This window comes from Amycolatopsis sp. CA-126428 (assembly GCF_002904335.1).
GTDB lineage: Bacteria > Actinomycetota > Actinomycetes > Mycobacteriales > Pseudonocardiaceae > Amycolatopsis.
In genome coordinates this window covers 35,745-61,611 of record NZ_PPHF01000165.1, presented here as the reverse complement: position 1 = coordinate 61,611, position 25,867 = coordinate 35,745, and the positions used below count along the sequence as shown (strand labels likewise).

Here is a 25,867-nt window from a genome sequence, read left to right as displayed (position 1 = left end):
ATGAACGCCAGCACCGAAGGCACCATGAAGGCCGCCGTCGTCCCCGAGGTGAACGCCCGCTGGGAGATCCGGGACGTGCCGATCCCGCGGCCCGGCCCCGGTGAAGTGCTGATCCGGGTGCACGCCTGCGGCGTGTGCCACAACGACGTCTACCTCACCCGGGGCATGTTTCCCTTCCCCGACCTGGATCCGGTCGTGGTCGGTCACGAGGCCGCGGGCGAAGTGGTCGAGACCGGGGCGGGAGTCACCGCACGCCGCGTCGGCGACCGGGTCGGTTCGACCTGGGTGCAGGCCGGCTGCGGCCGCTGCGAGTACTGCGCGCTCGGCCTGCCGGTCACCGGCCAGACCGGGATGAGCTGCGCGGCACCGAAGATGACCGGGATCACGGCGCAGGGCGGACACGCGGAGTACCTGGTCGTGCCCGCCTCGTCCACGGTGCTGCTGCCCGACGAGGTCGGCTACGACGTCGCCGCTCCGATGCTGTGCGCCGGCTACACCGCGTGGAGCGCCTTGCTGGCGGGCGAGCCCGCGGCCGGCGAACGGGTCGCGGTACTGGGCATCGGCGGGCTCGGGCACCTCGCCGTGCAGTTCTCCCGTGCCTGTGGCTACGAGACCGTCGCGGTCACCCACTCCCCCGACAAGCACGCGATCGCGCGTGAACTCGGTGCCGACCTCGTCGTCTCGTCCGGCGCCGAGCTGCTCGAAGCGGGCGGAGCGGACGTCGTCCTGGTGACCGGGACCTCCTACGAAGCGGCGTCGGACATGCTGCAGGGCCTCCGGGTCAACGGCCGCATCGTGCTCGCCACCATCGACCCGGCCGGCTCGTTCACCATCGATCCCGCGACACCGTTCTGGGCCCGCCGCCAGCGGGTCATCGGATCGACCCACAACGGCATCGGCCAGCTCGGCAAGCCGCTCGAGCTGGTGGCGGCGGGCAAGGTGCGCCCGCTGATCGAGACCTTCCCGATGGACCAGGTCGCCGACGCCGTCGACAAGGCGGGCAAGGGCGACGTGCGCTTCCGCGCCGTCGTCACCTACCACTAGCCACCCAGCGCGAAGGCCACCGGGAACGACGGTCGAGGTCGTTCCCGGTGGCCTTCGTCAACTTCCGGATCGTCCCGATCAGGACCGGAGGTCCCGGCTCGTCGTCCCGGGCGCGCTGTCCGGGCCGGCCGGGTCGAACACGTCGAAGTACTCCCCGATCCACAGTCCCCGGCCCGCGTCCACGGTGCGCTTTTCCGTCGGCTGGTAGTCGGCGAGGGGAATGCACCGGAAGTCGAAGCTCACCCTCGTCCGCCCGGTTTCGTTGATCTTGTTGCCGTGGCTCCAGTTCACCGCGTCGAAGACGAGCACCTCGCCGGGGCTGAGCTCGGCGGGCCGGTGATCGCCCGCGCCGAGGTCCCGTTCGATCCAGACCGAGTTCGAGTCCCAGGTCTGCGTGAACGGGACCCAGAAGTTGACCTCGCCTTGACCGTGGTTGTAGTCCCCGTCGGTGTGGAAGGAGCCGACCGCGACGTTCCCCGGGAAGTGGACGCGGAAGGTCGGCACCCGCTGGAAGCAGAAGTCCGTGGTGCCCAGCACTTCGGGCGCGAAGGACGCGACGAACCGGCGGTAGAGATCCTGCACCTGCGACTCGAAGGCGTCGTAGAACTTGGCGTGGAACGCGGTGGCCTGGTCCGTCTCCCAGGTGAGCACGTCCAGCGGCACGTCCGGCTTCAGCGTCCCGAGGTCCTCGGTCCCGTAGATCCGGCGCAGCGGCTCTCCGAAATCGAATTTCTTCGCGTCGTATTGATACACAGTGGGCTGCATATTGAAGTATTCCCCTTCACAGGAATCAAGGGAACGGCGCGCCGCTCCCGGCACGAACGAGCGCGTCTCGAGCGCTCTTTCTTTGACGGAAAGCAAAACAGATCGCACGTCCGTCGGCGCACCGGCAGCGTATCGCAGCCCCGAGCCACCGAGAACCTTCGAAAACAGCGGACCGGTGAATACGCAACCGGGAAGAACCGATCGGCTTCCCGGCCGCCGAGAGCGCAATCTCCGAGACGTGCGGCGGGGGGCCCGTCGACAGACTGAACGCAAGGTTCGAGCGCCGTTGTCCACGCGGCGAGGCAAGGAAGGGACTTCATGCGCATCCTGTTCGTCACCGCGCCATTCCGGTCCCACCTCTACGTGCAGGTTCCCCTCGCGTGGGCCTTGTCCGTCGCCGGACACGAAGTCCGGGTCGCGAGCGCGCCGGACATCGCCGGCGACGTCGCCGAAGCGGGCCTGGCCGGAGTACCCGTCGGCGACGTGCTCGCCCTCCGCGAGCGGATGGCCGCGGCCGAGCCGGCCGAGAGGACACCGGGTACCCCGGAGCCCCGCCAGAACGCCGTGCAGAGCGACTACGGGATCGAAGATCCGCTCGCGGAGTTCGAGTCGAACGTCCTCGGCTGGCAATCGCTGTTCCATTCCGATTCGACGTTCGAGGACCTGATCGCCTTCACCCGGCACTGGCGGCCGGACCTGATCATCTCCGACACGTTCATGTTCGCCGGCGGCGTGGCGGCCAGGATCTGTGGCGCGGCGCACGCGCGGATGCTCTTCGGCGCGGACGGGCTCGCCCAGCTGCGCGGCGCCGTCACCGCGGCCGGCGGTGGCCGGTGGCCCGCCGGGAAGCCCGATCCGCTTCGCGACTGGCTGGACCCGATCCTCCGGCGGCACGGCGAATCGTTCGACGAACAGATCGCGCTCGGTGAGTGGACCGTGATCCCGATGCCGTCGTGCGTCTGGCGGCCCCCCGGTGTGCACTACCTCCCGGTGCGGCACCTCCCGTTCAACGGGCCGGCCCGCACGCCGGACTGGCTCCTCGAGCCGCCGGCCCGCCGGCGCGTCTGCGTCACCCTCGGCCTGGCGCACCGCGAGGACGACCACGGGGTCGCCGCCACCGCCGATGACCTGTTCGCCGCCGTGGCGGACCTCGACGTCGAAGTGGTGGCCACGCTGAACGCCAAGCAGCTCGGCCACGCCACCATCCCGCGGAACGTCCGCGTCGTCGACTTCGCCCCGCTGAACCTCCTGCTGCCCACCTGTTCCGCCGTCGTGCACAGCGGCGGCGCCGGCACCTTCGCGGGGGCCGTGGCGAACGGGGTGCCGCAGCTGATCGTGCCGAACGTGTACTGGAGCGAGAAGTGGTGGGGCTCGGTGGCCATGGCGAACGCGGTCGAAGACCGCGGCGCCGGAGTCTACGTCGCCGACGCCGACCAGCTGACCGCCCCGCTGCTCCACGAACAACTGGCCAGGGTGCTGGACGATCCGTCGTTCCAGGCCGGTGCCGATCGGCTGCGCCGGGAGACGCTGAGCCTGCCGACCCCGCACGAGCTGGTACCCGTGCTGGAGCGGCTCACCCTGGCCCACCGCACCCGTGACTGAGCACGACGACCCGCGCCGGAGCATTCCCGGCGCGGCTGGGGACCCGGGCGATCGGCACCGCCGGCCGTCCGGAAATACATGGGAGGAAACGAAAGCATGACCGAGTTAGGACGGCGGGGCTTCCTCACGAGCGCCGTACTGGGTGGTGTCGCGCTCGGCATCGGCGGCACCGGAACGGCCGCCGCGGAACCGGCGGCGGACGGCACCGGCTGCGGCCCGGACTTCGGGCCGGTCACGGTGACCCCCGCGGATCCGCGCTACCCGAGCCTTCAGGACGTCTACAACACGCGTTACACCCCCAAACCCGGTGCCGTCCGGCTGGCGGGCTCGACCGAACAGGTCGTCGCCGTGGTCAACGAAGCCGTCGCCGCGGGCAAACGCATCGTCCCGCGCAGCGGCGGGCACTGCTTCGAGAACTTCACGTCCTCGCCCGACATCGAGGTGCTCCTCGACCTGTCACAGCTGTCGGAGATCCGCCACGACACGAAGCGCAACGCGATCGAGGTCGGGACCGGCGCGACGCTCGGCCAGGTGTACCGCACCCTCTTCAAGCGCTGGGGCATCACGATTCCCGGCGGTTCGTGCTTCCAGGTCGGCGCCGGGGGACATTTCGCGGGCGGCGGCTACGGGCACCTCAGCCGCCGCTACGGCATGGTCTCCGATCACCTCTACGCCGTGGAAGTGGTGGTGGTCGACCAGTCGGGCAAGGCGCGCGCGGTCGTGGCCACCCGTGAACCGGACGACCCGAACCGCGACCTCTGGTGGGCGCACAGCGGCGGGGGCGGCGGCAATTTCGGTGTCGTGACCAGGTACTGGCTGCGTTCGCCGGGGGTCACCTCGACCGATCCCGGCCTGCTGATGCCCAAGGGGCTGCGTGCCGGGCGACGCCGCAACGTCACCTGGTCGTGGGACACGCTGACGGAAGCGGCACTCACCAAGATCATCCGTAACTTCAGCACGTGGTACGAGCGGAACAGCGCGCCGGGCACCCCCGCCACGAAGCTCTGGAGCGTGCTCAACGTCAGCCACCGGTCCGCCAGCGAGGCCTGGATGGTCGCGGTGATCGACGACGACGTGCCCGGCGCCGACACCCTGCTGAACAGCCACGTGGACGCCGTCCTCGCCGGGACCGGCGTCAAGCCGGTCTCCGACGCGGTGTCCGTCGTGCCGTGGATGACCCAGCAGGGCTGGCCGCCCGACGAGGTGAACGGCCGGTACAAGCACAAGGGCGGTGACCTGCGCAAGGGCTTCGACGACGCGCAGCTGGCCACGATCTACCGGCACATCGGCTCGACCGACTACACCAACCCCGCCGCGTTCTTCTCCCTCAACGGGTACGGCGGCCAGGTCAACGCGCCGGCGCCGGACGCCACCGCGACCAGCACCCGCGACGCCGTCCTGCGGGCGGTCTTCAGCACCGGGATGTGGGAGTCGGCGGCCGACGACGCCCGGCACCTGGCCTGGGTGCGCAAGTTCTACCGGGAGGTCTACGCCTCGACCGGTGGGGTACCGGTCCCCGGCGAGACCAACGCGGGCTGCTACATCAACTACGCCGACAACGACCTCGCCGACCCGGCGCTGAACACCTCGGGGGTCGGCTGGCAGACGTTGTACTACAAGGGGAACTACCCCCGGCTGCAACAGATCAAGAAGCGCTACGACCCGCGGAACATCTTCCACCACACGTTGTCGATCGAACTCCCCGGCTGATCGATGGAGTAGCCATGACTGCCAAGTACGGACGTAGTCCACTATGGACATACAACAACCAGGCCAACGTCGTCGAGCACGTTCCCGGTGATCTCCACGGGTTCAAGTCCGGCGCGGTGAACTACAAGCTGGCGCTGTGGGATCCGCGGGCGAACGGCGTCCGGTACCTCAAGGCGCTGATCTACCACCTCGCCTCCGGGCTCGACGAGGCGAACCTGACCCGGCTGCGCGCCATCCGCAACCGGGAAGTGGGCGATCCGATCAGCGTCCGCTGCCACGGCGAGCCGGTGTGCATGGACTACCTGCAGGCGACGTTCGAACTGGCGTTCCTCGGCAAGCACGTCGACCTCGACGGGTGCGCCGTGCTCGAGATCGGCGCGGGCTACGGGCGGACCTGTCACGCCGTGCTGTCGAACCACGACGTCGCCTCCTACACGATCGTCGATCTGCCCAACTCCCTGGCGCTCGCCGAGGACTACCTGCGGCAGGTGCTGGACGACGAGCGGTTCGCCAAGATCCGGTTCGTGCTGGCCGACAACGCGGACGAGCTGTACACCGAGCCCGTCTTCGACCTGTGCGTGAACATCGATTCCTTCGCCGAAATGGACGAAACGACAGTGCGGAACTACCTCGCGCTGATCGCGGACCGGTGCCGGCGGCTGTACGTGAACAACCCGGTCGCCAAGTACCTCGACAAGAGCCTCGACGACCACGCCCAGGGCGACGACGTGGTCCAGCTCGCCCTGCAGACCGGCCTGCTGCGGGACGTCATCGACGTCCACGACAGCGACGCGATCGAAGGACAGGTGGGCGCGTTCACCGACGCCTACCGGCCGGACGGTTCCTGGGAGCTCGTCGAGGTGGCTCCCGTGGTCCCGTGGAGCTACTACCGGCAGGCGCTGTACCAGCGCACCGGCGCCGCCTGACAGGGGCGGGGGCGGGCGGCACGCCGCCCGCCCCGTCCGGAAAGGACCCTCCCATGCCTTCTCGCGATCCCCTCGCTCCGCCGAGGGTCACCGTGCTCGGCGCGTCGGGATTCGTCGGCTCGGCGGTCACCGCCGCCCTCTCGCGGCGCCGGATCCGGCTGCGCGCGGTCGCCCGCCGGCGCAGTACGGTCCCGGCGGGCGGGCTCGCCGACGTCGAGATCCGGCAGGCCGATCTCGGCGATCCCCGGCAGCTGCGCGACGTGCTGTCCGGTTCGGACGCGGTCTGCCACCTCGTGCTGCACAACGGCGGCTGGCGCGACGCCGACGGCGATCCGGCCAGCGAACTGGTGAACGTCGGCGTCATGCGTGAGCTGATCCGGTTCTTCGCCGGCCCCGGCCGCGCGGGCACCTGCCCGGTCGTCGTCTTCGCGGGTTCGACCTCGCAGATCGGCGCCGCGGCGGCCGGACCGGTCGACGGAACCGAGACGGATCGGCCGGTCACCACCTACGACCGGCAGAAGCGGACCGCGGAAGAGCTCCTCGAGGCGGCTTCCGCCGCCGGGGTGGTGAAGGGTGTTTCGCTGCGCCTCCCGACCGTTTTCGGGCACCGGCCGGGCACCCCCTTCGCCGACCCGGGCGTGCTGGCGGCCATGATGCGCCGGGCACTGGCCGGTGAGCCGCTGACCATGTGGCACGACGGGACCGTCGAACGGGACCTGCTCCACGTGGACGACGTCGCGGCCGCCTTCCTCGCCGCCCTCGACCACCCGGACGAGCTCGCGGGCCGGCACTGGCCGCTGGGCACCGGCCGCGGCGTCCGCCTCGGCGACGTGTTCCGCTCCATCGCGTCGATCGCCGCGGCCAAGACCGGGCGGCCCCCGGTCCCGGTGCTCTCGGTTCCCCCGCCACCGCACGCCGTCACGGCCGATCTCGCCGACCTCGTCACCGACCCGGCCCGGTTCGCCGCCGCGACCGGCTGGCGCGCCCGCACCGACCTCCCGTCCGCGCTGGAATCGGCCGTGGACGCGCTGGCCGCCACGCTCCCCGAGGCCGCCTGAGCATCCGTGGCCTCCCGCCCGATGGCGCTGACCGGATCCCCGGTCAGCGCCATCGATCTGTGCGCGGTGTCAGGCCCGTCCGGCCTTTTCCCGCTCCTCGGCCGCGAGCTCTTCCTTCCGGGCCGCCGGCGGGATGTGCCGCAGCGTGGCCACCACCAGGACCAGCACCGTGACGGCGATCACGGCCCCGATCGCGGCGGACACGTTGAGCCCGCTGTCGTACGCGGACCTGGCGGCCGACAGCAGCGACCGGGCCGCGTCCGGTGGCAGCTTGTCCGCCGACGCGACCGCCTCGGCGAGCGTCTTCGACGCCTGGTTGCCGGCCGAACTGGCGTCGGCCGGGATCTCGAGCGTGTGCCGGTAGACGGCGGTCGTGACACTGCCCAGCAACGCGGCACCGAGCGCGAAGCCGAGGTTGTCGGCGGTTTCCTTGATCGCGCCCGCCGCGCCGGCCTTCTCCGGCTCCGCCTGGCCCACGATCAGGTCCGTGGCGAGCGCGACCATCGGGCCGATACCCAGCACGCCGAGCAGGTAACCGCTCTCGACCAGCAGGATCGACCCGGACGAGTCGGCCCACACCAGCATGAGGCAGCCGACCGCGGTGACCGCCATGCCGCCGGCGATCACGTAGGCGGGCCGGTAGCGGCGGGCGAGCTTCGGCGCGAGCATGGAGCTCGCGATGACCGCCAGCGACGGCGGCGCCATCAGCAGCCCGGCGGTCAGCGGGCCGACGTCCTCGACCAGCTCGAAGTGCTGGACGACGAGCAGCGCGACCCCGCTCATGGCCACCGAGTTCAGCATCAGGGACAGGGCCGGCAGGCTGAACGAGCGGTTGGCGAACATCCGCAGGTCCAGCAGCGGGTTTTCGATGGTGGCCTGGCGGCGCACGAACAGCACACCGACCGCGAGCCCGGCCACGATCGTGACGAACGGGACGACGGTGACGCCGTTCGCGGCGAGGTCCTTGATGCCGTAGATGACCGGCAGGATCGCGAACAGCGACAACAGCACGCTGACCAGGTCCATCTTGCCGGCGTCCGGGTCGCGGAACTCGGGCAGGAAGATCGGCCCGGTGATCAGCAGCACGATCATCACCGGTACGCCGACCAGGAAGACCGAGCCCCACCAGAAGAAGTGCAGCAGCACGCCACCGACCAGCGGACCGAGCGCCGTGCCACCCATGAAGCAGCTCACCCACACCGCGAACGCGACGGCTCGCTGCTTGGGGTCCTTGAACATGTTCGTGATCAACGCGAGGGTGGACGGACTGAGCGAAGCGCCGGCGACGCCCAGCAGCGCCCGGGCGATGATCAGCATCTCCGGACTTTGCGAGAAAGCGGCCAGCACCGACGCGACGCTGAACAACGCCGCGCCGGTCAGCAGCAGTTTCCGCCGCCCGATCCGGTCACCGAGGGTGCCCATCGTGATGAGGAACCCGGCCAGCAGGAACCCGTAGATGTCGGCGATCCACAGCAGCTGTGCGGGGCCCGCGTCGAGCTCCGCCGTCAGCTGCGGGATCGCCAGGTACGTGACCGAGAGATCGATCGCGAGCAGCAACGTCGGCAACGCGAGCACAGCGAGCCCCAGCCATTCCCGCCTCGTGGCCTGGGCTGGCACAGAAGTCATGAAAGATCCCCTCCTCGCACGGGCAGACCTCGATCTGCGGAATACCCCGGTGCGACGCTGGTCACACCGACCGCAACCGATGATGTACTCTCCGTGGGCGTCAGCGCATCTTCCAAAGTGTGCTGGTGATTCACCGGTTCGGGGGACTGTTCCGGTCGGCGGTCAGCCTCCAGCCCGCTTCACCCACCGGCGGTTCGGCCGGAGTGTCCCGTGTGGACGGTGCTCAGAGCCAGCCGGATTCCTTCGCGATCCTGATCGCGTCGACGCGGTTGCGCGCGTTGAGCTTCGCGACCACCGTGGTCAGGTAGTTGCGCACCGTGCCGGCCGAGAGGTACAGCCGCGCCGCGACTTCGACCGTCTCGTACCCCTCGGCGGTCAGCCGCAGCACGTCGATCTCGCGTCCGGTGAGCGGGCAGTCGGCGGCGTCCCACGCCGCGAGCGCGAGGTCGCCGTCGATCATGCGGCGGCCCGAGGCCACCCCGCGCACGGCGTTGGCGAGCCTTTCCGGCGGCGCGTCCTTGAGCAGGAACCCGCTGACCTTGGCGGCCAGGGCCCGGCGCAGGGTGCCCGGTCTGCCGAGGCTGGTGAGGATCAACGTGCGGCAGCCGGGCAGTTGCTCGTGCAGCTCGCCGGCGGCGGTCAGCCCGTCCTTGCCCGGCAGGTCGATGTCGATGATCGCGACCTCGGCGCCGGTCGCCTTGGCGGACGGCAGTATTTCGTCGCCGCTGGCGACCTCCGCGACGATCTCTATGTCGGCTTCGAGACGCAGCAACGCGACAAGTGCTCCACGGACGATATTCATGTCCTCGGCGACGATGACCTTGATCACCTGCGCTCCCCAGTCCCCCGAAACCCCCTGGTATAAGTTAAACACCGACGCGGGTTTTCCGCCGCGCGATCGGGGTACTCTTTCCGGATTTCGACAGCGCGTCACGTTTCAGGTGCGCTGCGTGGCAGGCGGAGTTTGTTTTGCGCTCGCGGCAATCACTTTCGGTTTTTCGTTGCGCCGCAGCGGATCAAGCTTCGGCGAGCAGCCCCGCGAGACCCGCGTAGCCGACTTCCCTGAGCCGTTTCCCCGATTCGGCCGTGTACGCCGCGTCCGCTCGGATGCCGACGCCCTCGACCATCCGGTTCATGAAGTTGAACAACGCGCAGACCAGCACGGCGTCGTGCAGCGCACGCTCGTCCCACCCGGCCGCGAACACCGCTTCGGCGTCGGCCTCGGTCATCCGGGCCGGGGTCCGGGTCAGCTTGCCGACGTAGGCCAGCACCGGCTTGAGCCGGGCGTCCACGGGGGACGAAGCCAGATCCGCGACGGCCGCGGAGAGCAGGCCTTCCGGGACACCGAACGCCTCGGCGGTGACGGTGTGGATCCCGTGGCAGTAGTCGCAGCTGTTCAGCCCGGACACGTAGGCCGCGATCAGCTCCCGTTCGCCCGGTGTGAACGGCGACTCGCCGCGCAGCACCTCCTCGTGGAAGGCCAGCAGGTGCTTCGCCGGGCCGGGGTAGGCGCGGAAGACCTGGAGCAGCGTCGTCTCAGCCGGCAGGGACTTCAGGTAGGACATCGAAGGGATCCTCCGTCTCGATCGGTGCGTCGGCGAGCTCGTCGACGTCACCGCGGCGCAGCGCGCAGGCGGTCAGGTAGGCGATCGTGGCCGGACCAGCGTCCGGGAGCGCGGCGGCGACCCGCCCGGCGGCTCGCGCCCACTCCTGCCGGTGCGACCCGGGGTTCGGGCGGGCCGGGAATTCGAGCGTCCGGCGCAGCGAGCGCCAGTGCTCGGCGCCCCCGGCGACCAGCCCGGACAGGGTGAAGCCGGCGACGCCGTGGCGGGCCTGGTCGACCGCTTGGGTGACCAGCGCGGGATCGTCGGCCAGCCGGGCCAGGCCGAGGCCGGCGAGCAGCCGGTCGGCCTCGAGGCCGAGCAGGATGACCCCGACCTCGGTGCCCGCCGGCGCGTCGACTTCGGGCAGGGCGAACCGGCTGTCCACGTACTCAGACACCGACGGCCTCCCGGTGCACGGCCGCGGGCCGCTCGGCACGGACCGCGGCCGCCACGGCGGCGGCGACCCGGGCCGTCGCGACCCGGTGCCCGTCGATGTTCCGGGCCGCCGGGCCGAGGACCATCCCCGCGGCCGCGCCGATCACCGAAACGCGCGGGGCCCGCTCGAAGGCCATGGTCCGTTCGTCCAGCGCCGGCCAGCCGTCGCGCGCGCCGACCACCTCGTCCGGCAGGAGCCCGGTGCCGATCGACGGCGTGGTGCCCAGCGCGAGCACCACGTGGTCGCCGGTGACGGCCCGGCCGCCGTCAAGCCGCACGGCCACCGTGCCGCCGGTGCCGGTGGTGATCCGTTCGACGGCCTGCCCGCGGTGCACGACGAGCTGCCCGGCGGCCTCGGCGCGCTCGAAAAGGGGGCGGAACTCGAACATGATCGACGCGCGGCGGAACCGGCCCATCAGGCCGAGCCGGTCGGCCCAGCCGACGCTGTCGAACCTTTTCCGGCCCTCGGGGCGGAAGAACGACGAATTGACGTCGGCGCACTGGTAGTGCTCGCCGTCCCCGCGGATCACCCAGTGCACCTCGCGGCCGGCGTCCAGCGCACCGCTGATCAGGTGCGCCGCGGTGAGCCCGGCCCCGACGACGATCCGCCGCTCGCCCGCCGGCACCGGCTCGTCCCAGTACGACACGCCGGCCGGCGGTCGCCCGCCGCCCCACCACGAGGCCGGGGCGTCCTGACGTTCCTCGCCGAGGCAGAGCACGGCGTGGGCCGCGGTGACGGTGAACCGGTCGGCGCGGACGGTCACCGCGTCGGCGGTCGGCAGGACTTCGCGGACCGTGCCGCGCCAGGTCTTCTCCGCGACGTGGTGGCTCGCCACCAGGTGCGCGCAGTACGCCTCGAACACGTCGACCGGGACCACCGACCGGTGGCCGGCCTGCGCCATCCGGATCTCACGCCGTTCGACGGCGGTCAGGCGCCCCCAGTGCAGCCGGGCGAAGTCGAGCAGCTCGCAGTCGCGGAAGCCCTCCACACCGGGGTGGTGCTCGTAGGGCGAGCGCAGCACCCGTTGCCCGAGCCGGTCGATCCGCTCGAAGAACCGGCCGCACGGCCGGCCGTCGCGGTCCACGACCACGACGTCGTCGACACCGTGGTGCCACAACGCCGACGCGACCGCGAGCCCGGCGGGCCCGGCCCCGACGACCACGACGTCGGCCGTGGCGCGGGGCGTTGCGGCCGAGGTCGTCACCGGCGGCGCGGGCAGCCGTGGCCAGGGGCGGCCCCGCGGTGAGTCCAGCAGGTGGGGTCCGGGCACGAACGTGATCACGTACTCCCCCGTCCTCCGGCCACCGGCACCAGGGCGCGGTTCAGCCGAGCACCGTGACGGGCACGATCAGCTCGATGACCGGCCGCTGGGTCATCCCGTTGGTGACCAGCTCTTCGAGGGTCTGGCTGGACTGCTCGGTGCTGTCGGTCGCGATCGGGCTGTAGCGCGAGTAGAAGTACGTCGGCTTGTCGCCGCCGGCTTCCATCGAATACGTCTTGAGCACGGCCTCGCCGGGCCGGACCTCGCCGTCGTAGAAGGTGAGGCGCCGCTGATCCGGCGTCATGAAGCTCTTCGCGAACTGGGGCGACATCAGCGGCTCGTCGTCGAGGAACACGGAATCCTCGTCGAGGACGGCCTGCATCGCCACCCACGTCTGGTCGGTGAGGTTGGTCTCGGACTTGATGACCTGCCAGCGGCCCGCCGCGGGCAGGGAAACGCTGACCGAGACGTCGTGGTCGGTCGTGTCGATCGCACCGGTGATCATGAGCACCCGGCGGGTGACGTCGGCGACGCCGGTCATCTGGATGTCCCGGGCACGTACCCGGCTGGAAACGTCGAGTCCTGGCAATTCAGGCGAAGACACGCTGGAGCCTCCTCGCTATCCCCCATGAATAACGTTTCGATTCACGAACGCCCAAAGGCTTACACACCACGAGAGACGCTGTCAAGGTGAGAAATGCATGGTCGGCACCGGTATTCCTCCTGGGTGATCACAGGGCGGCCCCGTTGGCCCGTTCGGCCCACAGTGGCTGGTCCGGCGGTCACTCCCGGTTGCGGCGCTTCGTCCGGGTGGACGCCTGGGCGTCGTCCTCGTGCGCACCGACGTAACAAATCGAGAATGCCGATTCCGCGCGCTGGACCATGACCTTGAGCACCAGTTGCGGCTTCACCAGAATAACGAAATTCCCGGGATTCCGAGGGTCGCCGAAAACGTCGTACACGAGAAAAGCGGAACCGTCCGCGATGGCGAACAACGCTTCGTAGACAAGGTTCAGCTCCGTCTGTGTCGCCGTCTCGGCCCATTCGTCGAGCACGTTCACGCCCGCGGTGAGCTGGAGGCGCATCGCCATCCTCCGGCCTCCCAACCGAACCTCCGCCGGGTGTCCGGCATCCCGGCGGGCCTGGCCCCGCCGACGGTCTGCCGACACGCCGGCTCCGAGAACCTCAAGTGTCCCGCCGGCCCGGCGGGCCGGGCATCTCCGTACGTGCGGTCCGGCGCGGGCGGGCACGCGCGGTGCCCGCCCGGAGCCGTCAGTTGTACCCGAGCACGATGTGCTCGCGCAGGTACTCGCGCACCGCGGGGGCCCGCCGGGCCCGCGGCCGGCCACGACCCTCCGCCACCCGTCCGTACGCTTCCGCCCGGCGGTTCGCGCCGGCCGGTCCCGCTTCCGCCTGGCGCCGTGCGCTGGATGATCCTGCTGCTGCCATGGCGTTTCCTCCGTTTCCCAGTGGTTGCGACTCCCCGCCATGCCCGCGGGGGCTCGAGGACCGGCCGGACCGCGGTCCGGCGGTGATGGGGCAGGTCACGGGCGGCCGCCGTCGGCTCACCCCGGCAGGCCGGACCGCCGCCACGCGCCGGGGCGCCCGGGGACCGCGGCCGCCCGGTCGGCCCAGCCCCGCGGGGGCGGGTCTTCGCCGTCCGGGCCGGCGCGGCCCAGCACGCCCCACAGGACCACGACCAGCGCCGCCAGCTCCTCGGCGGACGGCTCGCCGCGCAGCACTCGCAGTTCCGCCATCGCCCCTCCCTCAGATCGGCTGGTTGCCGTGTTTGCGAGCCGGTCCCGGCTTGCGCTTGTCCTGCAGCATCTCCAGGCCGCGGGCCAGGGCGGCCCGGGTCTCCGCGGGATCGACGATGTCGTCGACCAGCCCGCGTTCGGCGGCGTACTGCGGGTGCAGGAACTCCTCGGTGTACTCGGCGACCAGCTCGGCGCGCACCGCGTCCGGGTCGTCCGCGTCCGCCAGCTCCCGCCGGTGCAGCACGTTCACCGCGCCCTCGGCACCCATCACCGCGATCTGGTTGGTCGGCCAGGCCAGGGACAGGTCGCAGCCGATCGAGCGCGAGTCCATCACGATGTACGCCCCGCCGTAGGCCTTGCGCAGGACGACCTGGATCCGGGGCACCGTCGCTTCGCAGTAGGCGTGCAGCAGCTGCGCGCCCTGGCGGATGATCCCGCCGCGCTCCTGCTCCACGCCGGGCAGGAACCCGGGCACGTCGACCAGGCTCACCAGCGGGATGCCGAACGCGTCGCAGAACCGCACGAACCGGGCGGCCTTCTGCGACGCCGGCCCGTCGAGCACCCCGGCGAACACCATCGGCTGGTTGCCGACCAGGCCGACGACCCGGCCGTCGATCCGCGTGAGGGCGCACAGCACGTTCTTGGCCCAGCCCTCGTGCAGCTCGAAGAACTCGCCCTCGTCGGCCAGTTCGGCGAACACGTCCCGCATGTCGTACGGCTGGTTGGGCTCCACCGGGACGAGCTCGGCCAGCTTCGGCCGGTGGTCGTCCTTGGCGCCGGTCGGCGCGGCCGCCGGGGCCGGCTCGAGGTAGTTCGACGGCAGCAGGGAGACGAGGTACCGGACGTCCTCGAGGCACGTCTCCTCGTCGTCGTGGACGACGGTGGCGACACCGGAGTGCATGCCGTGCACGTCGGCACCGCCGAGGTCCTCGTGGCTCACCTGCTCCCCGCTCACCGCGGCCACGACGTCCGGCCCGGTGAGGTACATCCGCGCGGTGTCGCGGACCATGAACGTGAAGTCCGCCAGGGCCGGCGAGTACGCCGCGCCACCGGCGCACGGCCCGACGATCACGCTGATCTGGGGGATCACGCCGGACGCGTCGACCTGGCGGCGGAAGATCCCGCCGTAGCCGTTCAGCGCCAGCACGCCTTCCTGGATCCGCGCGCCCCCGCTGTCGTTGAGCCCGATCACCGGCGCGCCGGCGGCCACCGCGAGGTCGAGCACCTTGTGGATCTTCGCCGCGTGCGCTTCGCCGAGCGAGCCCCCGAAGAGCGTGAAGTCCTGCGCGTAGACGAACACCCGGCGCCCGTCGATGGTGCCGGACCCGGCGACGACGCCGTCGGTGTGCGGACGGGCCGCCGTGGCACCGGCCGGGCGGCGGTAGGGCTCGAGTTCGACGAAGGAGTCGTCGTCGAGCAGCAGCGCGAGCCGCTCACGGGCGGTGAGCTTGCCGAGGGAGTGCTGCCGGTGGACCCCGTCGGGCCGGCCGGCGACGATGCGCGCGCGCAGCTCGTCACGCCGCTGCCGGAGCACGCGCATGGTCGGCGGACCGGGTGGTGCCTGCTCGGCCGCCCTGGCGAATTCGATCACCTTGGCGTCGCCGGACCCGGCCGGCGGCCCGTCCGCGCGGCGGCGGACGGGCCGGACCGGCCCGTCGGCCGGCGGCAGGTCCGCCCGCCGCGCGCCGGAATCCCGGGCTCCGCTCACGCGGCATCCCTCATCCCGGGTTCGTCGGCGTCCCGGGCGATCTCGGCGACGATGTCGGACCACACGATGCCGCGGCCGAGCCGGGGCACCGGGCGGATCGGCACCTCGGCCGGCGGCTCGCTCGGCACGGGGCCGGGCATCGGCCGGACGACTCCGAAGGCACCGGTGGCTTCGCTGTTTGCGGTCATCGCGGGAACTCCTTCCGTCACTGCGTTCGCGGTTGCGCGGGGATCCGCGCCGCGGTTTCCGGCCGCGCGGCGGCACCCGCCTGCCGCGCGGTGAGCCGTCCGGTGGCGTGCAGCCAGGCCACCGTGTCGCGCACGGTGTCGCCGGCGGGCCGCGCCCGGACGCCTCCGGTGGGTGCGTCCCCGTCGACGGGGGCGGCGGTGGCGCAGACGTAGATCGCGCCGTACTCGGCCGGGATGTGCCACGGCCAGGCGTGCTGCACCAGGTCGGCCAGCCGCCCGACCGGCGCCATCGCCGCCGGTGGCAGGAAGACCGCCGGCAGGCGCCGCCCGGTCGCCGACCGCGCCGCGGCGAGGTACTCGCGCGTGGTCAGGAAGCGGCCCGGCCCGAACGCCGCGGGCGCGGCCGTCGCGGGCTCCCCGAGCAGCCTCGCGTGCAGCTCGGCGGAGTCCCGGACGTCGCCGATGGGCAGGCCACCGGACGGCCAGATCGGCATCAGCCCGCGCAGCAGGTCCCGCAGCCGCGCGTTCTGGTCGCCGAGGTGCGGGTCGTGGGGCCCGAGCAGCGCCGGCGGGTAGGTGATGGTTACGGGCGCGCCGCCGGCCCGGTGCTGCCGCGCGATCCGCTCGGCCGCGGCCTTCGACGCGAGGTAGGGCTCCCGCGGCTCGCCGACCGGGCTCGCCGGCCCGATCGCCGGCCGGTCCGTCGGGTAGAGCGCCCCGACCGTCGAGACGTGCACGATCCGGCCGGTCCCCGCCCGCCGGGCGGCGCCGAGGACGACCTCGGTGCCTTCGGCGTTCACCCGCCACAGCTCGGCCTTCCGCCTGCTGTCGAAGGTGTAGACGCCCGCCGCGTGCAGCAGCGCGTCCGCCCCGGCCACCAGCCGCCCGGCCACCGCGGGGTCCGCGACGTCGCCGACCTGGACGTCCACAGTGGACGAATCGGTGCCGAGCCCGGCCAGTGCGCGGGCCACGCCGCTCGCGTCCCGGGCGAGCAGCCGGACCCGGTGCCCCCGCCGCAGCAGCGCCGCGACCGTGTGGGCACCGAGGAAGCCGGTGCCGCCGGTGACCGCGATCAGCATGACCTTTCCCTCCCCTCAGGCCGCGCGGGCGTGGCCGTCGATCCGGTGGTAACCGCCGCCGTAGAAGACGAGCGCCTGCTCGCCGGTGCCGCGGCTGGTGGCGACGACCTGCCCGAGGAAGATCGAGTGGTCGCCGCCTTCCAGCACCTCGGCCAGCTCGCACTCCAGCCACGCCAGTGCGCCGGTGAGCAGGGGCGACCCCGTTTTCCGGCCCGTCGTGTACCCGACCGCTTCGAACTGCGCCATCCCGCCGGGACGCCGCCAGTCGGCGAAGTACTTCGAGACGTCTTCCTGCTCGGCGGCCAGGATGTTCACCCCGAACGAGCCCGCCGTGACGATCGACGAGTGCATCCGGGCCGCCTTCGACACGCAGCACAGCACCATCGGCGGTTCGAGCGACACCGACGTGAACGCGTTCGCGGTCATCCCGTGCGCGTCCTCGCCGCCCGCCGTCAGCACGGTCACCCCGGTCGCGAACTGCCCCAAGGCCTGGCGCAGCCCGGACTGGGCCGAGATCCCGCGGCGTGACGAGGACGTCGGCACCCGCTTCAGCACGTGGGCCCGTTCGGCGGCCTCCGTTTCGTGGCCCACGTCAGGCTCCCTTGCCGTTGACCGCCGCCGTCGAATAGGGCTCCAGCGCCTTCTGCAGCTGCTCGGGGACCCGCGACGGCACGGTGTTCGTGTTGGGCCCGCGCATGCAGGCGATGCGCTGCCGTCCCCTCGCCACCAGCCGCTCCTCACCGTCTTCGGTGAGGTGGACGTAGTCGAAGGCGAACTGGATCTGCGTCGAGGTCTGCTCCTCCAGCCGCATCCGGATGGACAGCTCGTCGAACGCCGTGATCTCGGCGAAGAACTCGCATTCCACCTTGAGGGTGAACAGCTTGAGGTCGTGCCGGACCTCTTCGAGCACCGCGGGTGCCTTGTCCTTCAGGAACATCTCGCGGCACCGGCCCTGCCAGCGCACGTAGTTGACGTAGTAGACGTTGCCCACCAGGTTGGTCTCTTCGAAGCCGACCGTGTGGCGGATCTCGTAGTAGCCGGTCATCTTCAGTTCCCCTCCGCGTGGAGCACGGCGAACACGATCGGGTCGGTCCGGTCGTTGACGGTGGTCGACCAGGTGGCGATCAGGGCGTTGCCGCAGGCGAGCAGCGCCCAGCCGTCGGCGTCGACCTGGCGCACGGTGAGTGCCTGGGTCATCGAGCCGGTCTTGCGCACGCACTCCACCGCACTCCAGACCCGCGTGTTGGCCACGCTGATCGGCTCGCCGGTGTCCGCGGCCAGCAGCCGGCCGAGGGCGATGAGCTCCTCGCCCAGCAACCCGGCCCAGTCCTCTTCGGTGCGTTCGACCGCCGTCTCGATGTCGCAGGCGACCTGGTCGGCGCCGGCGACCGCGAGGGTCAGCTGCGAGGTGTGCGACGCGGTGACGTTCCCCTCGTCGCACTCGGGCTTGCCGTCGGGGCGGTAGCGGATCTCGACCGGGTGGTCGACCGCGCGACCCACCGCCAGCGCGGTCTGCGCCCGGCGTTCGGCGACGCCCTCCGCCGGCCGGCCGGCGGGGTCGGGCTCGAGGACCACCGACCGCGTCCCGCCGAGCAGCCGCTCGCAGGCACGCTCCACGTGGGACCCGAGCATCGACGGGACCCACGGCCCGGCGCCGTCACGCTTGCGGACCGCGCGCAGCTGCAGCCCTTCCCACCGCTCGACCAGCGTCCCGTCCGGGTTGCGCACGTCGAGGTCGTAGACGTAGCTGTCGCCGTCCTGGGAGCGTTCCTTCGCGTCCAGCAGGACGAATTCGTCGTGCTGGCGGCCGGGTTCGGCCAGGTACAGCTTCTCGATGCCCTGCGGCAGCAGCGTCGCGTCCGGGACGCAGCACTGGATCGCGTGCATCATCGCGTCCCGGGTGCCGGGGTCGGCCAGCAACTGCTCCTGGGGCAGGAACGGCGCGAACCAGCTGACGTTCGCGGTCGTCGCGATCTCGGCGACGGCGTGCCGGGCGCTCGCCCGCCGGTAGCCGAGGACGCGCTGGAACCGCTTGCCCTGGAACAGGACCGAGCCGTACAGCTCGCTGATCGGCTCCACCGGGACCGGCGGCAACGCGACGTCACGAGCGGCCCGCTCACCGAGCTCCTCCGGCCGCGCGAAGCTCAGCCGCGCCCGGAAGTGGTCGGCGCTGAAGCCGGTCTCGTCACTGCGGATGACGACGTCCACGGTGTCCGCGTCCCGGGCCAGCGTGGCCAGCCGGATCGTGGTCGACCCGCCCGGGGAGACGATGATCGGCCGGAGGAACTCGACGTCGGAGAGCACCGGGGTGCCGGTGCGGTCCAGCGTCGCCGCCGCGGCCTGCGTCATGGCCTCCATGCCGAGCACCGCCGGGAACAGCAGCTTCCCGTCGAGGAGGTGGTCGGTCAGGTACGGGTCGCTGCCGTCGGAGAGGTCGGCCTCGGTGATCAGCTCGACCCCCGGGTAGTGCACGACCGCGCGGTCGACGAACCGGGTCAGCGGCAGCTCGCGCCGCTGGATCGGCAGCGTGACCAGTCCCGACGTGCGGCCGCAGACCACCAGCACCGACGGGGTGGCCGGGTCGGCCAGCACCTGGCGGAGGATGGTGATGCCCTCCTCGGTCGGGATCGGCGTGATGCCGTCCCGCATCAGGGCGGACACGACGCCGAGCTTCTCGCCCATGCCGGTGCCCGACCAGACCGACCACTCCAGCGCGATCGCCCGCGCCTGCGGGTGCTCCTGGCCGAAGCGCACGGTCAGCTCGGTCATCCAGTCGTTGGCCGTGGCGTAGTGCGCTTCACCGCGCAGGCCCGCCCGGCCGATGATGCTGCCGAAGGTGACCAGGAGCTTGATCTTGTCCGGGTCCACCGCGGCGAGCACGGCCTTGAGGCCGTCGATCTTCGGCGCGAGGGTCTTGCGGAAGGTGTCCTCGGTCAGGCTGAAGAGGGCAGCCGGTTCGTTGCGGCCGGCGCCGTGCAGCACCGCGGTGACCGGGCCGAGGTCGGCGTCGATCCGGGCGACCGCCTCCGCGACCTGCGCCGCGTCGGTGACGTCGGCACGCTCGTAGCGGTAGCGGATGCCCGCCGCCTCCATCCGGTCGAGGTTCTCCGCCAGCTCGGTGTCGGACTCCGGGTCGCTGCGCCCGAGCAGGGCCAGCCTGGCGCCGGAGTCCTCGGCCAGCGCCAGCGCGCTCTCCGCGGTGATGCCCTTGCCGCCGCCGGTGACGAGCAGGACGTCGGAGGCGTCCAGCGAGTCGCGGATCGGCCCGGCTTCCGGCGCCGGCAGCGCGGACAGCCGCGGCACCGTGCGCTTTCCGTCGGCGCTGTAGTGGGCTTCGGTGAAGTCCGTGGTCGCGGCCACCTCGGCCACCACGGTGCGGACGGCTTCGGAAACCGCGTCCTTGCCGGAGGGAGCCGGGTCGGCGAGGTCCACGATCGTCGTCTTGGCCGAGGGGTCCTCGAGCCGCAGGGTCCTGGCCAGGCCGGCGGCGCCGTAGCCGTGGTGCACGACCACGAACCGCGTGCCGTTGGGGGCGGCCATGACGGCACGGGCGGCCTCGAGGAACAGGCCCACGTGCTCGGCGTCGCAGTCCGCCGGCAGGCAGAGCAGCACGCCGTCGCCGGTGCCGGCCGCGGCGAGCGCGGCCTTCAGCGGCTCGGACAGCGGGTGCCCCGGCGTCGAGAAGGCCTGCCATTCGTCGTGGGCGTCCCCGGGGGTGCGGTCCGCGACCGGCCGCGGCGCCGGCACGTGCTCGACCGCGAACGGCCGGACCCACGGCCCGACGCCCGGGGCCTCTTCCGAACCGGAGGAATCGCCCGGCTTCTCCGTCTCCGCCAGCTCGTCGATCATCTCGGCGAGCTCGCCGAGGCAGACCGTCGCGAAGTTCGGCATCCCCTCCAGCGCGGGCCGGCCCAGCGCCCGGGTGACGTCGTTGACCAGCTGCCCGACCGTGATCGACGACAGGTGCAGGTCGTCGAGCGGGTGCGTGTCGGCGGTGACCGTCTCCAGCGGCAGCTCGACGTGCTCGGCGGCGAGCTTGCGCAGCAGGTCCAGCGTCGAGGTGCCGTCGCCTTCGGTCGCGGCGCCGTCCTCGGCGTCCTGCGCGTTTTCCGCCGCCAGCTCGGCAGCGAGTTCGCTGTCGATCGAGGGGGCGGCTTCGCACGGGCTGGCCAGGAAGCGGAATTCGCCGTCGACCGGCAGCGGCCGGATGACGCGGTCCGTGAACAGGGCGTCCAGGGAAACCCGCGCGCCGAGCGCGTAGGCCGCGCCGAGGACTCCGAGCAGGCCGGCCAGCGACGCGTTGTCCGTGTCGATCGCCAGCACCGGCGTTTCCGGCACGGTCTCCTCGAACAGGCCGCTCAGCACCCGGCCGGGGCCGACCTCGACCACCAGGTCGCTGCGCTCGGCGACCTTCGCGGCGGCCTCGCGGAAGCGGACCGGCAGCACGATCTGTTCGCGCAGCAGCTCGGGCAGGTTCTCCGCGGCGTGCAGGACGTCACCGCTGACGGTGGACACGACCGGTCGTTCCAGCCGGGAGAAGTCGAACTCGCCCAGCCGCTCGGTCATCGCGTTCGCGGCCGGTTCGACGGCCGGCGAGTGGAAGGCGTGCGAGACCTTGAGCCGGGTCGCGCCGACGCCCTGGGCCTTGGCCTGCTCGACGATGCGGTCGATCGCCTCGGCGGGCCCGGAGATGACGGTCTGCCCGGGCGCGTTGTACCCGGCGATGACGACGTCGTCGCCGAGGCCCAGTGCTTCGACGCGGCCGGGCGAAGCGACGATCCCGGCCATCGCGCCGGTGCCCTCGCCCGCCGTCGTGGCCATCACCTTGCCGCGGATCTTCGCCAGCTCGATCAGCGACCGCTCGTCGAGCGCGCCGGCCCAGTGCAGCGCGGTCAGCTCGCCGAGGCTGTGCCCGGTGGCGGTCGAGGCCTCGATGCCGAACGAGCGCAGCACGCGCAGCCCGGCCAGCGAGCCGGTGACGATCCGCGGCTGGGCCACCTCGGTGGCGATCTGGTCGCCGGTGACCGGCAGCGCGGCGATGTGGTGGATCTCGTCGGCCGCGGTGAACCGGCGGCGCAGCGCGCTGTCCCCGCCCTGTCCGGACCCCTGGCCCGGGAACAGGTAGCCGATCTTCGGCGCGGAGGTCCGGCTGCTCGCGAAGATGCCGTCGTTGCCGTCGAAGACCGCGTCGCCCGACTCGAGCTCTTCGAGGAGCTTGGTCAGCTTCCGCTCGGCCTGCTCCGGGTTGCCCGCGACGACCGCGGCGCGCACCGGCTTGCCCGACAGCTCCCCGGCCAGCGAGCCGGCGAGGTCGGTCAGCTCGGCGAACGACAGCTTCGGCACGATTTCCAGCGTCGCGACGATGCTCCCGCGCAGGGTCGCGACGTCGTCGGCGTCGAACAGCAGCAGCTCGGCGTCCTGCCGGCCGGCGACCAGTGCGCGGGCCCGCTCGTCGAGTTCGCGGCGGCGGGACGCGGTCGGCGCCTCGGTGACCGTGATGTGCGAGTTGATCCCGCCGAAGCCCATCGCGGACACCCCGGCGCGGACCGGCTGGTCTTCCGGCCACAGTGCCGCGGCGCCCGGGACGTACATCCGGGCCGAGGAGCCGGTGAGCGACTCGTGCGGCACGAAGTGCCCGGTGGCCGGCGGGATGACCTGGTGGTACACCGCCAGCGTCGCCTTGATGAGGCCGGCCACGCCGGCCGCGGCCTTGGTGTGCCCGATGTTGCCCTTGATCGTCGACAGCGCGGCCTGCGCGGCCAGCGGGTCGGCGTCCCGGCGGGCGGTGGACAGCGCCTCGATCTCGGTGGCGTCGCCCAGCGCGGTGCCGGTGCCGTGCCCCTCGAAGTAGGAGACGGTCTCGACGCCGTAGCCGGCGCGGTCGTAGGCGCGCTTGAGCGCCAGCCGGTGCCCGGCCGCCTCGGGCCGCGTGATGCCGCCCTTGCCGTCGGAGGAGACGCCCCAGCCGCCGATCGACGCGTAGATCCGCTTGCCCTGCTCGACCGCGTCGCTCTCGCGCATCAGGACCAGCATGCCCGAGCCCTCGCCGGGCCAGAAGCCGTTGGAGCCGGCGTCGTAGACCTTCATTTCGGTCTTGGCCAGCGCGCCGGTCTTCGCGAACCCGATCACCTCGAACGGGTCGATCGAGAGGTCGACACCGCCGGCGACGGCGAGGTCGAGGTCGCCCTGGACGAGCGCGTTGGCCGCGGTCACCACCGAAAGCAGCGAAGACGAGCAGGCGCCGTCGACGGTGTACCCGCCGCCGGCGAAGTCGAAGTGGTTGCACACGCGACCGGCGATGGTGTTCGCCAGGCCGCCGGCGAGGCTGTCCTCGTTGATCTCGGGGAACGGCTCCTTGTACTGGACCTCGAGCTGCCGCAGGAAGTCCGCGGTGTCGTCGTCCTCCCAGCCGCGCTCGGTCAGCGCCGCGGCGATCGTGCGGCGGACGTACGGCCAGCGCAGCCGCATGATGTTCGCCCGGGAGAACTCCCCGGTCAGGCTGTTGCCGATGACGACACCGGTGCTCTGCCGCGGGGCGCCTTCGCCCTCGGCGAACCCGGCGTCGGCCAGGGCCTGCGCCGCGACGTCGAGGGCCAGCCAGTGCGTCGTGTCGGTCGACCGGAAGGTGCTGCCGGCGACCTTGTGCGCCACCCGGTCGAACTCGTAGTCCCGCAGCACGGCAGCTTTCTGCGCGTAGAAGCGGTCAGGCGCTTTGGGGTCGGACGAGTAGTAGTCCGCCCGGTTCATCCGTTCATCCGGCAGCCTGCGGAACGCCCGGCGCCCGGCCAGGACGTTTTCCCAGAGGTCCTCCGGAGAACTCGCGTCGGGATATCGGAGGCCGATACCGACGATCGAAATCCGCTCTACGCTCATGCCACCGCACTCCCACTGGCTCTCGAGCCCCGTAATCACGGGAACTTTCGGGTCCCCGATGTCCGCCGGCGCGGGACCCGAGGTCCCGCCGCCGGCCTGTCTCCGTCTGGCGGCGCCGCCGCTGCCCGGTAGCCCGGGCTACCGGGCCGTTCAGTCCAGCATCCCCGGGCGATGCGGACCGTCTTCTTCTGTTCCTGCCGGTGGCCGGATCAACAGCACGACCGGACAAGGACCCGCATTGTCCACAAGGGACTCAGGCGTCGAACTGGCCCGGACGTCGTCCCTCGCCCGCCGCCCCGCGGTAGGCCTGGGCGATGTCGAGCCACTGGTCGGCCAGCGTGCCCGTCGCGTGCAGGTCGAGGTCGAAGCGGTGCCGCCGCCGGGTGACGAGCAGGCAGAAGTCCTCGGCACTGCCGATGATCCGCTGGGTCGCGTCCGCCGGCCCGAACGTCCACTCCGCGCCCGAAGGGGCGGTGAGCTCGAACCGGAACTCCTCGTCCGGCGGCGTCAGGTTCCGCGCCTCGTAGCCGAAGTCCCGGACCCGCACGGCGAACCCGGCCAGGTGCTTGATCCGGTCCGTCCGCTTCGGACGGACACCCAGTGCGTCGGCGATGTCCTGGCCGTGCCCGAACACCTCCATCATCCCGGCGCACGCCAGCACGTACGGCGGCAGCGGGTTGACCAGCCACGGCACCAGCTGGTCGCCGGGCACGGCCGCGAGGGCCTTGATCGCCGTGTCGCGCTCGGCGCGCCAGCGGCCCAGGAGGACCTCCGCCGGGTCGTGGATGTACTCCTGCAGCGCGCCTTCGACCGCTTTCTCGAACCCGACCGCGGCGGAAGCCTTGGCCATCTCGACGAAGGCGTCCGGCTGCGCTGCCGAAAGGCCGGCGATCCGGAAGATGAACGCGAGGTGCCCGATCTGGTGCCGGACGTGCCAGCCCGGCGCCGGGGTGGGCGTGTCCCACTCCTCTTCGCTCAGGCCGGCGACGAGTGCGTCGACTTCGGCGGCCTCCGCGGTCAGATCCGCGATCACGCCAGTGGTGTCCTTCACCTGTCTGTCCTCTCCCCGATACGTCGTCTTCTCGTGGGCCCGCAGATCGGCTGCGTGCGGGCGATCTGACCTTCCGATCATCACCCGCGCCGGACGGCGGGGTCTTCTCTTGGCGGGCGGACCGGCAGCCGGTCACCGGCCGCCACGGCCGCGGTGAGACTCGCCCACGACACCAGCTCCACCAGCGCGCGATCGTCCGTCCCCTCCGGACCGAACGCCGTGACGTCGGCGGCGTCGACCTGGTACGGCGCTTGGGCCGCGAGCAGGGCGAGCCGGCCCGCCGGCCGGTCGGCGGCGGGGAGTTCGGCGAGCACCGGTTCGGTCCAGGCCCGGCTGAGCCCGGGCGGTTTTCCGTCCCAGACCTTGATTTCCCGGCGGACGAGGTCCCGCACGCCGGCCGGCACCGAGCGTTCGCCCGCTGCCCCGATCGCCGCCGAGGCGCGCGCGAAGGCGTCGCTCAGCACACCGCCCGGCGACGCCCGGTCCGGGCCGTCGGCGGAAGCGGCGGGCAGCAGGCCGAGTGACTCGCCGGGCGGCGGCGCCTCCCCCGGCTTGAGCAGGAAACCCAGTACCGCCTTGGCTTTCGCCCGCGCCGACGGCGGCACGGAGTCCGGCAGCGGCGACGGGCCGAGGAACACGTTCACCATGCGGTTGAGGTAGTGGAACGTCACGGCCACGGCGGCCAGCTCGGCCGCGGCGGGCGCGGAGACGTCCGCGGGCAGCGGACCCTCACCCCGCGCCCACGCCGCGAGCTCGCGCGTGTCCCGGTCCCGGATCGCCGTGACGGCGTCCGCTTCGATGGCGGCCGCCGCGTCCGGATCGCCCAGGGAGCCGATCGCCATCGCGTGCACCTCGACGCAGTACGGGCACGAGTTCGCCGCCGACACCGCGGCCGCGACGACCTCCTTGTCGGCCCGGCGGGCCGCCCCGCCCGCGACCAGCGACTCCCGCAGCATCAGCCACGCCGCGGCGAGCGCGTCCGGCGAAGCCGAGTGCAGCGCGATCGGCGGGGCGAGCATCCCGAAGTCCCGCTCGACCTGCCGGTAAACGTCCTTCACGAGCCCGCGCGCCCGCCGCGGCCGCACGGCCTCGACGTACTTGACCTCCCGCAGCGTCCGCCGCAACGCGACCCGCACCACTCCCGGCGCCATTCGTCCTCCCGGATCCGCGTGATCAGAG

General features: G+C 72.0%; 23 protein-coding genes. 5 read left to right on the top strand and 18 right to left on the bottom strand.

Going from position 1 to position 25,867, the window contains the following annotated elements; all coding sequences use genetic code 11:
- Positions 1-1,044: an alcohol dehydrogenase catalytic domain-containing protein gene (locus C2L58_RS42675; RefSeq protein WP_233226243.1), complete on the top strand. Its 1,044-nt coding sequence runs from the start codon at positions 1-3 to the stop codon at positions 1,042-1,044.
- Between the two features lie 78 nt (positions 1,045-1,122).
- On the opposite strand, the gene C2L58_RS42670 is transcribed toward C2L58_RS42675, so the two are convergent.
- Positions 1,123-1,797, bottom strand: coding sequence for a hypothetical protein (locus C2L58_RS42670; RefSeq protein WP_199191699.1), 675 nt, complete (start codon positions 1,795-1,797; stop codon positions 1,123-1,125).
- A gap of 330 nt (positions 1,798-2,127) precedes the next feature.
- Here C2L58_RS42670 and C2L58_RS42665 point away from each other — a divergent pair, with 330 nt between their 5' ends.
- From C2L58_RS42665 to C2L58_RS42650, 4 genes are all read left to right on the top strand, one after another.
- Positions 2,128-3,411 carry an activator-dependent family glycosyltransferase gene (locus C2L58_RS42665; protein ID WP_103343309.1) on the top strand — a complete coding sequence of 428 codons (1,284 nt, stop codon included), beginning with the start codon at positions 2,128-2,130 and terminating at the stop codon, positions 3,409-3,411.
- 96 nt (positions 3,412-3,507) lie between these two features.
- A complete protein-coding gene (locus C2L58_RS42660; RefSeq protein WP_103343308.1) occupies positions 3,508-5,121 on the top strand; it encodes an FAD-dependent oxidoreductase in 1,614 nt (537 codons plus the stop codon).
- Positions 5,122-5,135: 14 nt separating this feature from the next.
- Positions 5,136-6,047 carry a putative sugar O-methyltransferase gene (locus tag C2L58_RS42655; protein ID WP_199191698.1) on the top strand — a complete coding sequence of 304 codons (912 nt, stop codon included), beginning with the start codon at positions 5,136-5,138 and terminating at the stop codon, positions 6,045-6,047.
- Positions 6,048-6,100: 53 nt separating this feature from the next.
- On the top strand, positions 6,101-7,105 hold the full coding sequence (locus C2L58_RS42650) for an NAD-dependent epimerase/dehydratase family protein (RefSeq protein WP_103343307.1): 1,005 nt from the start codon (positions 6,101-6,103) through the stop codon (positions 7,103-7,105).
- Between the two features lie 69 nt (positions 7,106-7,174).
- Here the strand turns inward: C2L58_RS42650 and C2L58_RS42645 are convergent, their stop codons facing one another.
- The 17 genes from C2L58_RS42645 to C2L58_RS42570 form a co-directional block, all read right to left on the bottom strand.
- The gene (locus tag C2L58_RS42645) at positions 7,175-8,731 is read right to left on the bottom strand and encodes an MFS transporter (protein WP_103343306.1); all 1,557 of its coding nucleotides are present in this window, start codon (positions 8,729-8,731) and stop codon (positions 7,175-7,177) included.
- 223 nt (positions 8,732-8,954) lie between these two features.
- Positions 8,955-9,560: a response regulator transcription factor gene (locus C2L58_RS42640; protein ID WP_103343305.1), complete on the bottom strand. Its 606-nt coding sequence runs from the start codon at positions 9,558-9,560 to the stop codon at positions 8,955-8,957.
- A gap of 187 nt (positions 9,561-9,747) precedes the next feature.
- A complete protein-coding gene (locus C2L58_RS42635) occupies positions 9,748-10,296 on the bottom strand; it encodes a carboxymuconolactone decarboxylase family protein (protein ID WP_103343304.1) in 549 nt (182 codons plus the stop codon).
- Positions 10,268-10,732 carry a DUF6187 family protein gene (locus tag C2L58_RS42630; protein WP_103343303.1) on the bottom strand — a complete coding sequence of 155 codons (465 nt, stop codon included), beginning with the start codon at positions 10,730-10,732 and terminating at the stop codon, positions 10,268-10,270. Before C2L58_RS42630 ends, C2L58_RS42635 begins: the two co-directional genes overlap by 29 nt.
- A complete protein-coding gene (locus C2L58_RS42625; RefSeq protein WP_103343302.1) occupies positions 10,725-12,053 on the bottom strand; it encodes an NAD(P)-binding protein in 1,329 nt (442 codons plus the stop codon). Before C2L58_RS42625 ends, C2L58_RS42630 begins: the two co-directional genes overlap by 8 nt.
- Before the next feature lie 40 nt (positions 12,054-12,093).
- Entirely contained in the window at positions 12,094-12,573 is a 480-nt protein-coding gene (locus C2L58_RS42620) for a DUF6423 family protein (RefSeq protein ID WP_103343301.1), read from the bottom strand.
- Between the two features lie 241 nt (positions 12,574-12,814).
- A complete protein-coding gene (locus tag C2L58_RS42615; protein WP_103343300.1) occupies positions 12,815-13,123 on the bottom strand; it encodes a DUF6235 family protein in 309 nt (102 codons plus the stop codon).
- 181 nt (positions 13,124-13,304) lie between these two features.
- Positions 13,305-13,481 (bottom strand): hypothetical protein, encoded by a 177-nt coding sequence (locus tag C2L58_RS49565; protein WP_158264240.1) that lies wholly within the window; start codon positions 13,479-13,481, stop codon positions 13,305-13,307.
- Between the two features lie 116 nt (positions 13,482-13,597).
- Positions 13,598-13,789 (bottom strand): acyl-CoA carboxylase subunit epsilon, encoded by a 192-nt coding sequence (locus C2L58_RS42610; RefSeq protein WP_103343299.1) that lies wholly within the window; start codon positions 13,787-13,789, stop codon positions 13,598-13,600.
- A 10-nt stretch (positions 13,790-13,799) separates the two neighbouring features.
- Positions 13,800-15,497: an acyl-CoA carboxylase subunit beta gene (locus C2L58_RS42605; protein WP_103343298.1), complete on the bottom strand. Its 1,698-nt coding sequence runs from the start codon at positions 15,495-15,497 to the stop codon at positions 13,800-13,802.
- Positions 15,494-15,685, bottom strand: coding sequence for a DUF6222 family protein (locus C2L58_RS42600; protein WP_103343297.1), 192 nt, complete (start codon positions 15,683-15,685; stop codon positions 15,494-15,496). The genes C2L58_RS42605 and C2L58_RS42600 overlap by 4 nt, the downstream gene beginning before the upstream one ends.
- A 17-nt stretch (positions 15,686-15,702) precedes the next feature.
- Positions 15,703-16,764: an SDR family NAD(P)-dependent oxidoreductase gene (locus C2L58_RS42595; RefSeq protein WP_103343296.1), complete on the bottom strand. Its 1,062-nt coding sequence runs from the start codon at positions 16,762-16,764 to the stop codon at positions 15,703-15,705.
- 15 nt (positions 16,765-16,779) lie between these two features.
- A complete protein-coding gene (locus C2L58_RS42590; protein ID WP_103343295.1) occupies positions 16,780-17,355 on the bottom strand; it encodes a flavin reductase family protein in 576 nt (191 codons plus the stop codon).
- A 1-nt stretch (position 17,356) separates the two neighbouring features.
- On the bottom strand, positions 17,357-17,809 hold the full coding sequence (locus tag C2L58_RS42585) for an acyl-CoA thioesterase (protein ID WP_103343294.1): 453 nt from the start codon (positions 17,807-17,809) through the stop codon (positions 17,357-17,359).
- Between the two features lie 2 nt (positions 17,810-17,811).
- Entirely contained in the window at positions 17,812-23,637 is a 5,826-nt protein-coding gene (locus tag C2L58_RS42580) for a type I polyketide synthase (RefSeq protein WP_103343293.1), read from the bottom strand.
- A gap of 253 nt (positions 23,638-23,890) precedes the next feature.
- A complete protein-coding gene (locus tag C2L58_RS42575) occupies positions 23,891-24,688 on the bottom strand; it encodes a TIGR03084 family metal-binding protein (protein WP_103343292.1) in 798 nt (265 codons plus the stop codon).
- An 80-nt stretch (positions 24,689-24,768) separates the two neighbouring features.
- Positions 24,769-25,839, bottom strand: coding sequence for a carboxymuconolactone decarboxylase family protein (locus C2L58_RS42570; RefSeq protein ID WP_199191697.1), 1,071 nt, complete (start codon positions 25,837-25,839; stop codon positions 24,769-24,771).
- Positions 25,840-25,867: the final 28 nt, after the last annotated feature.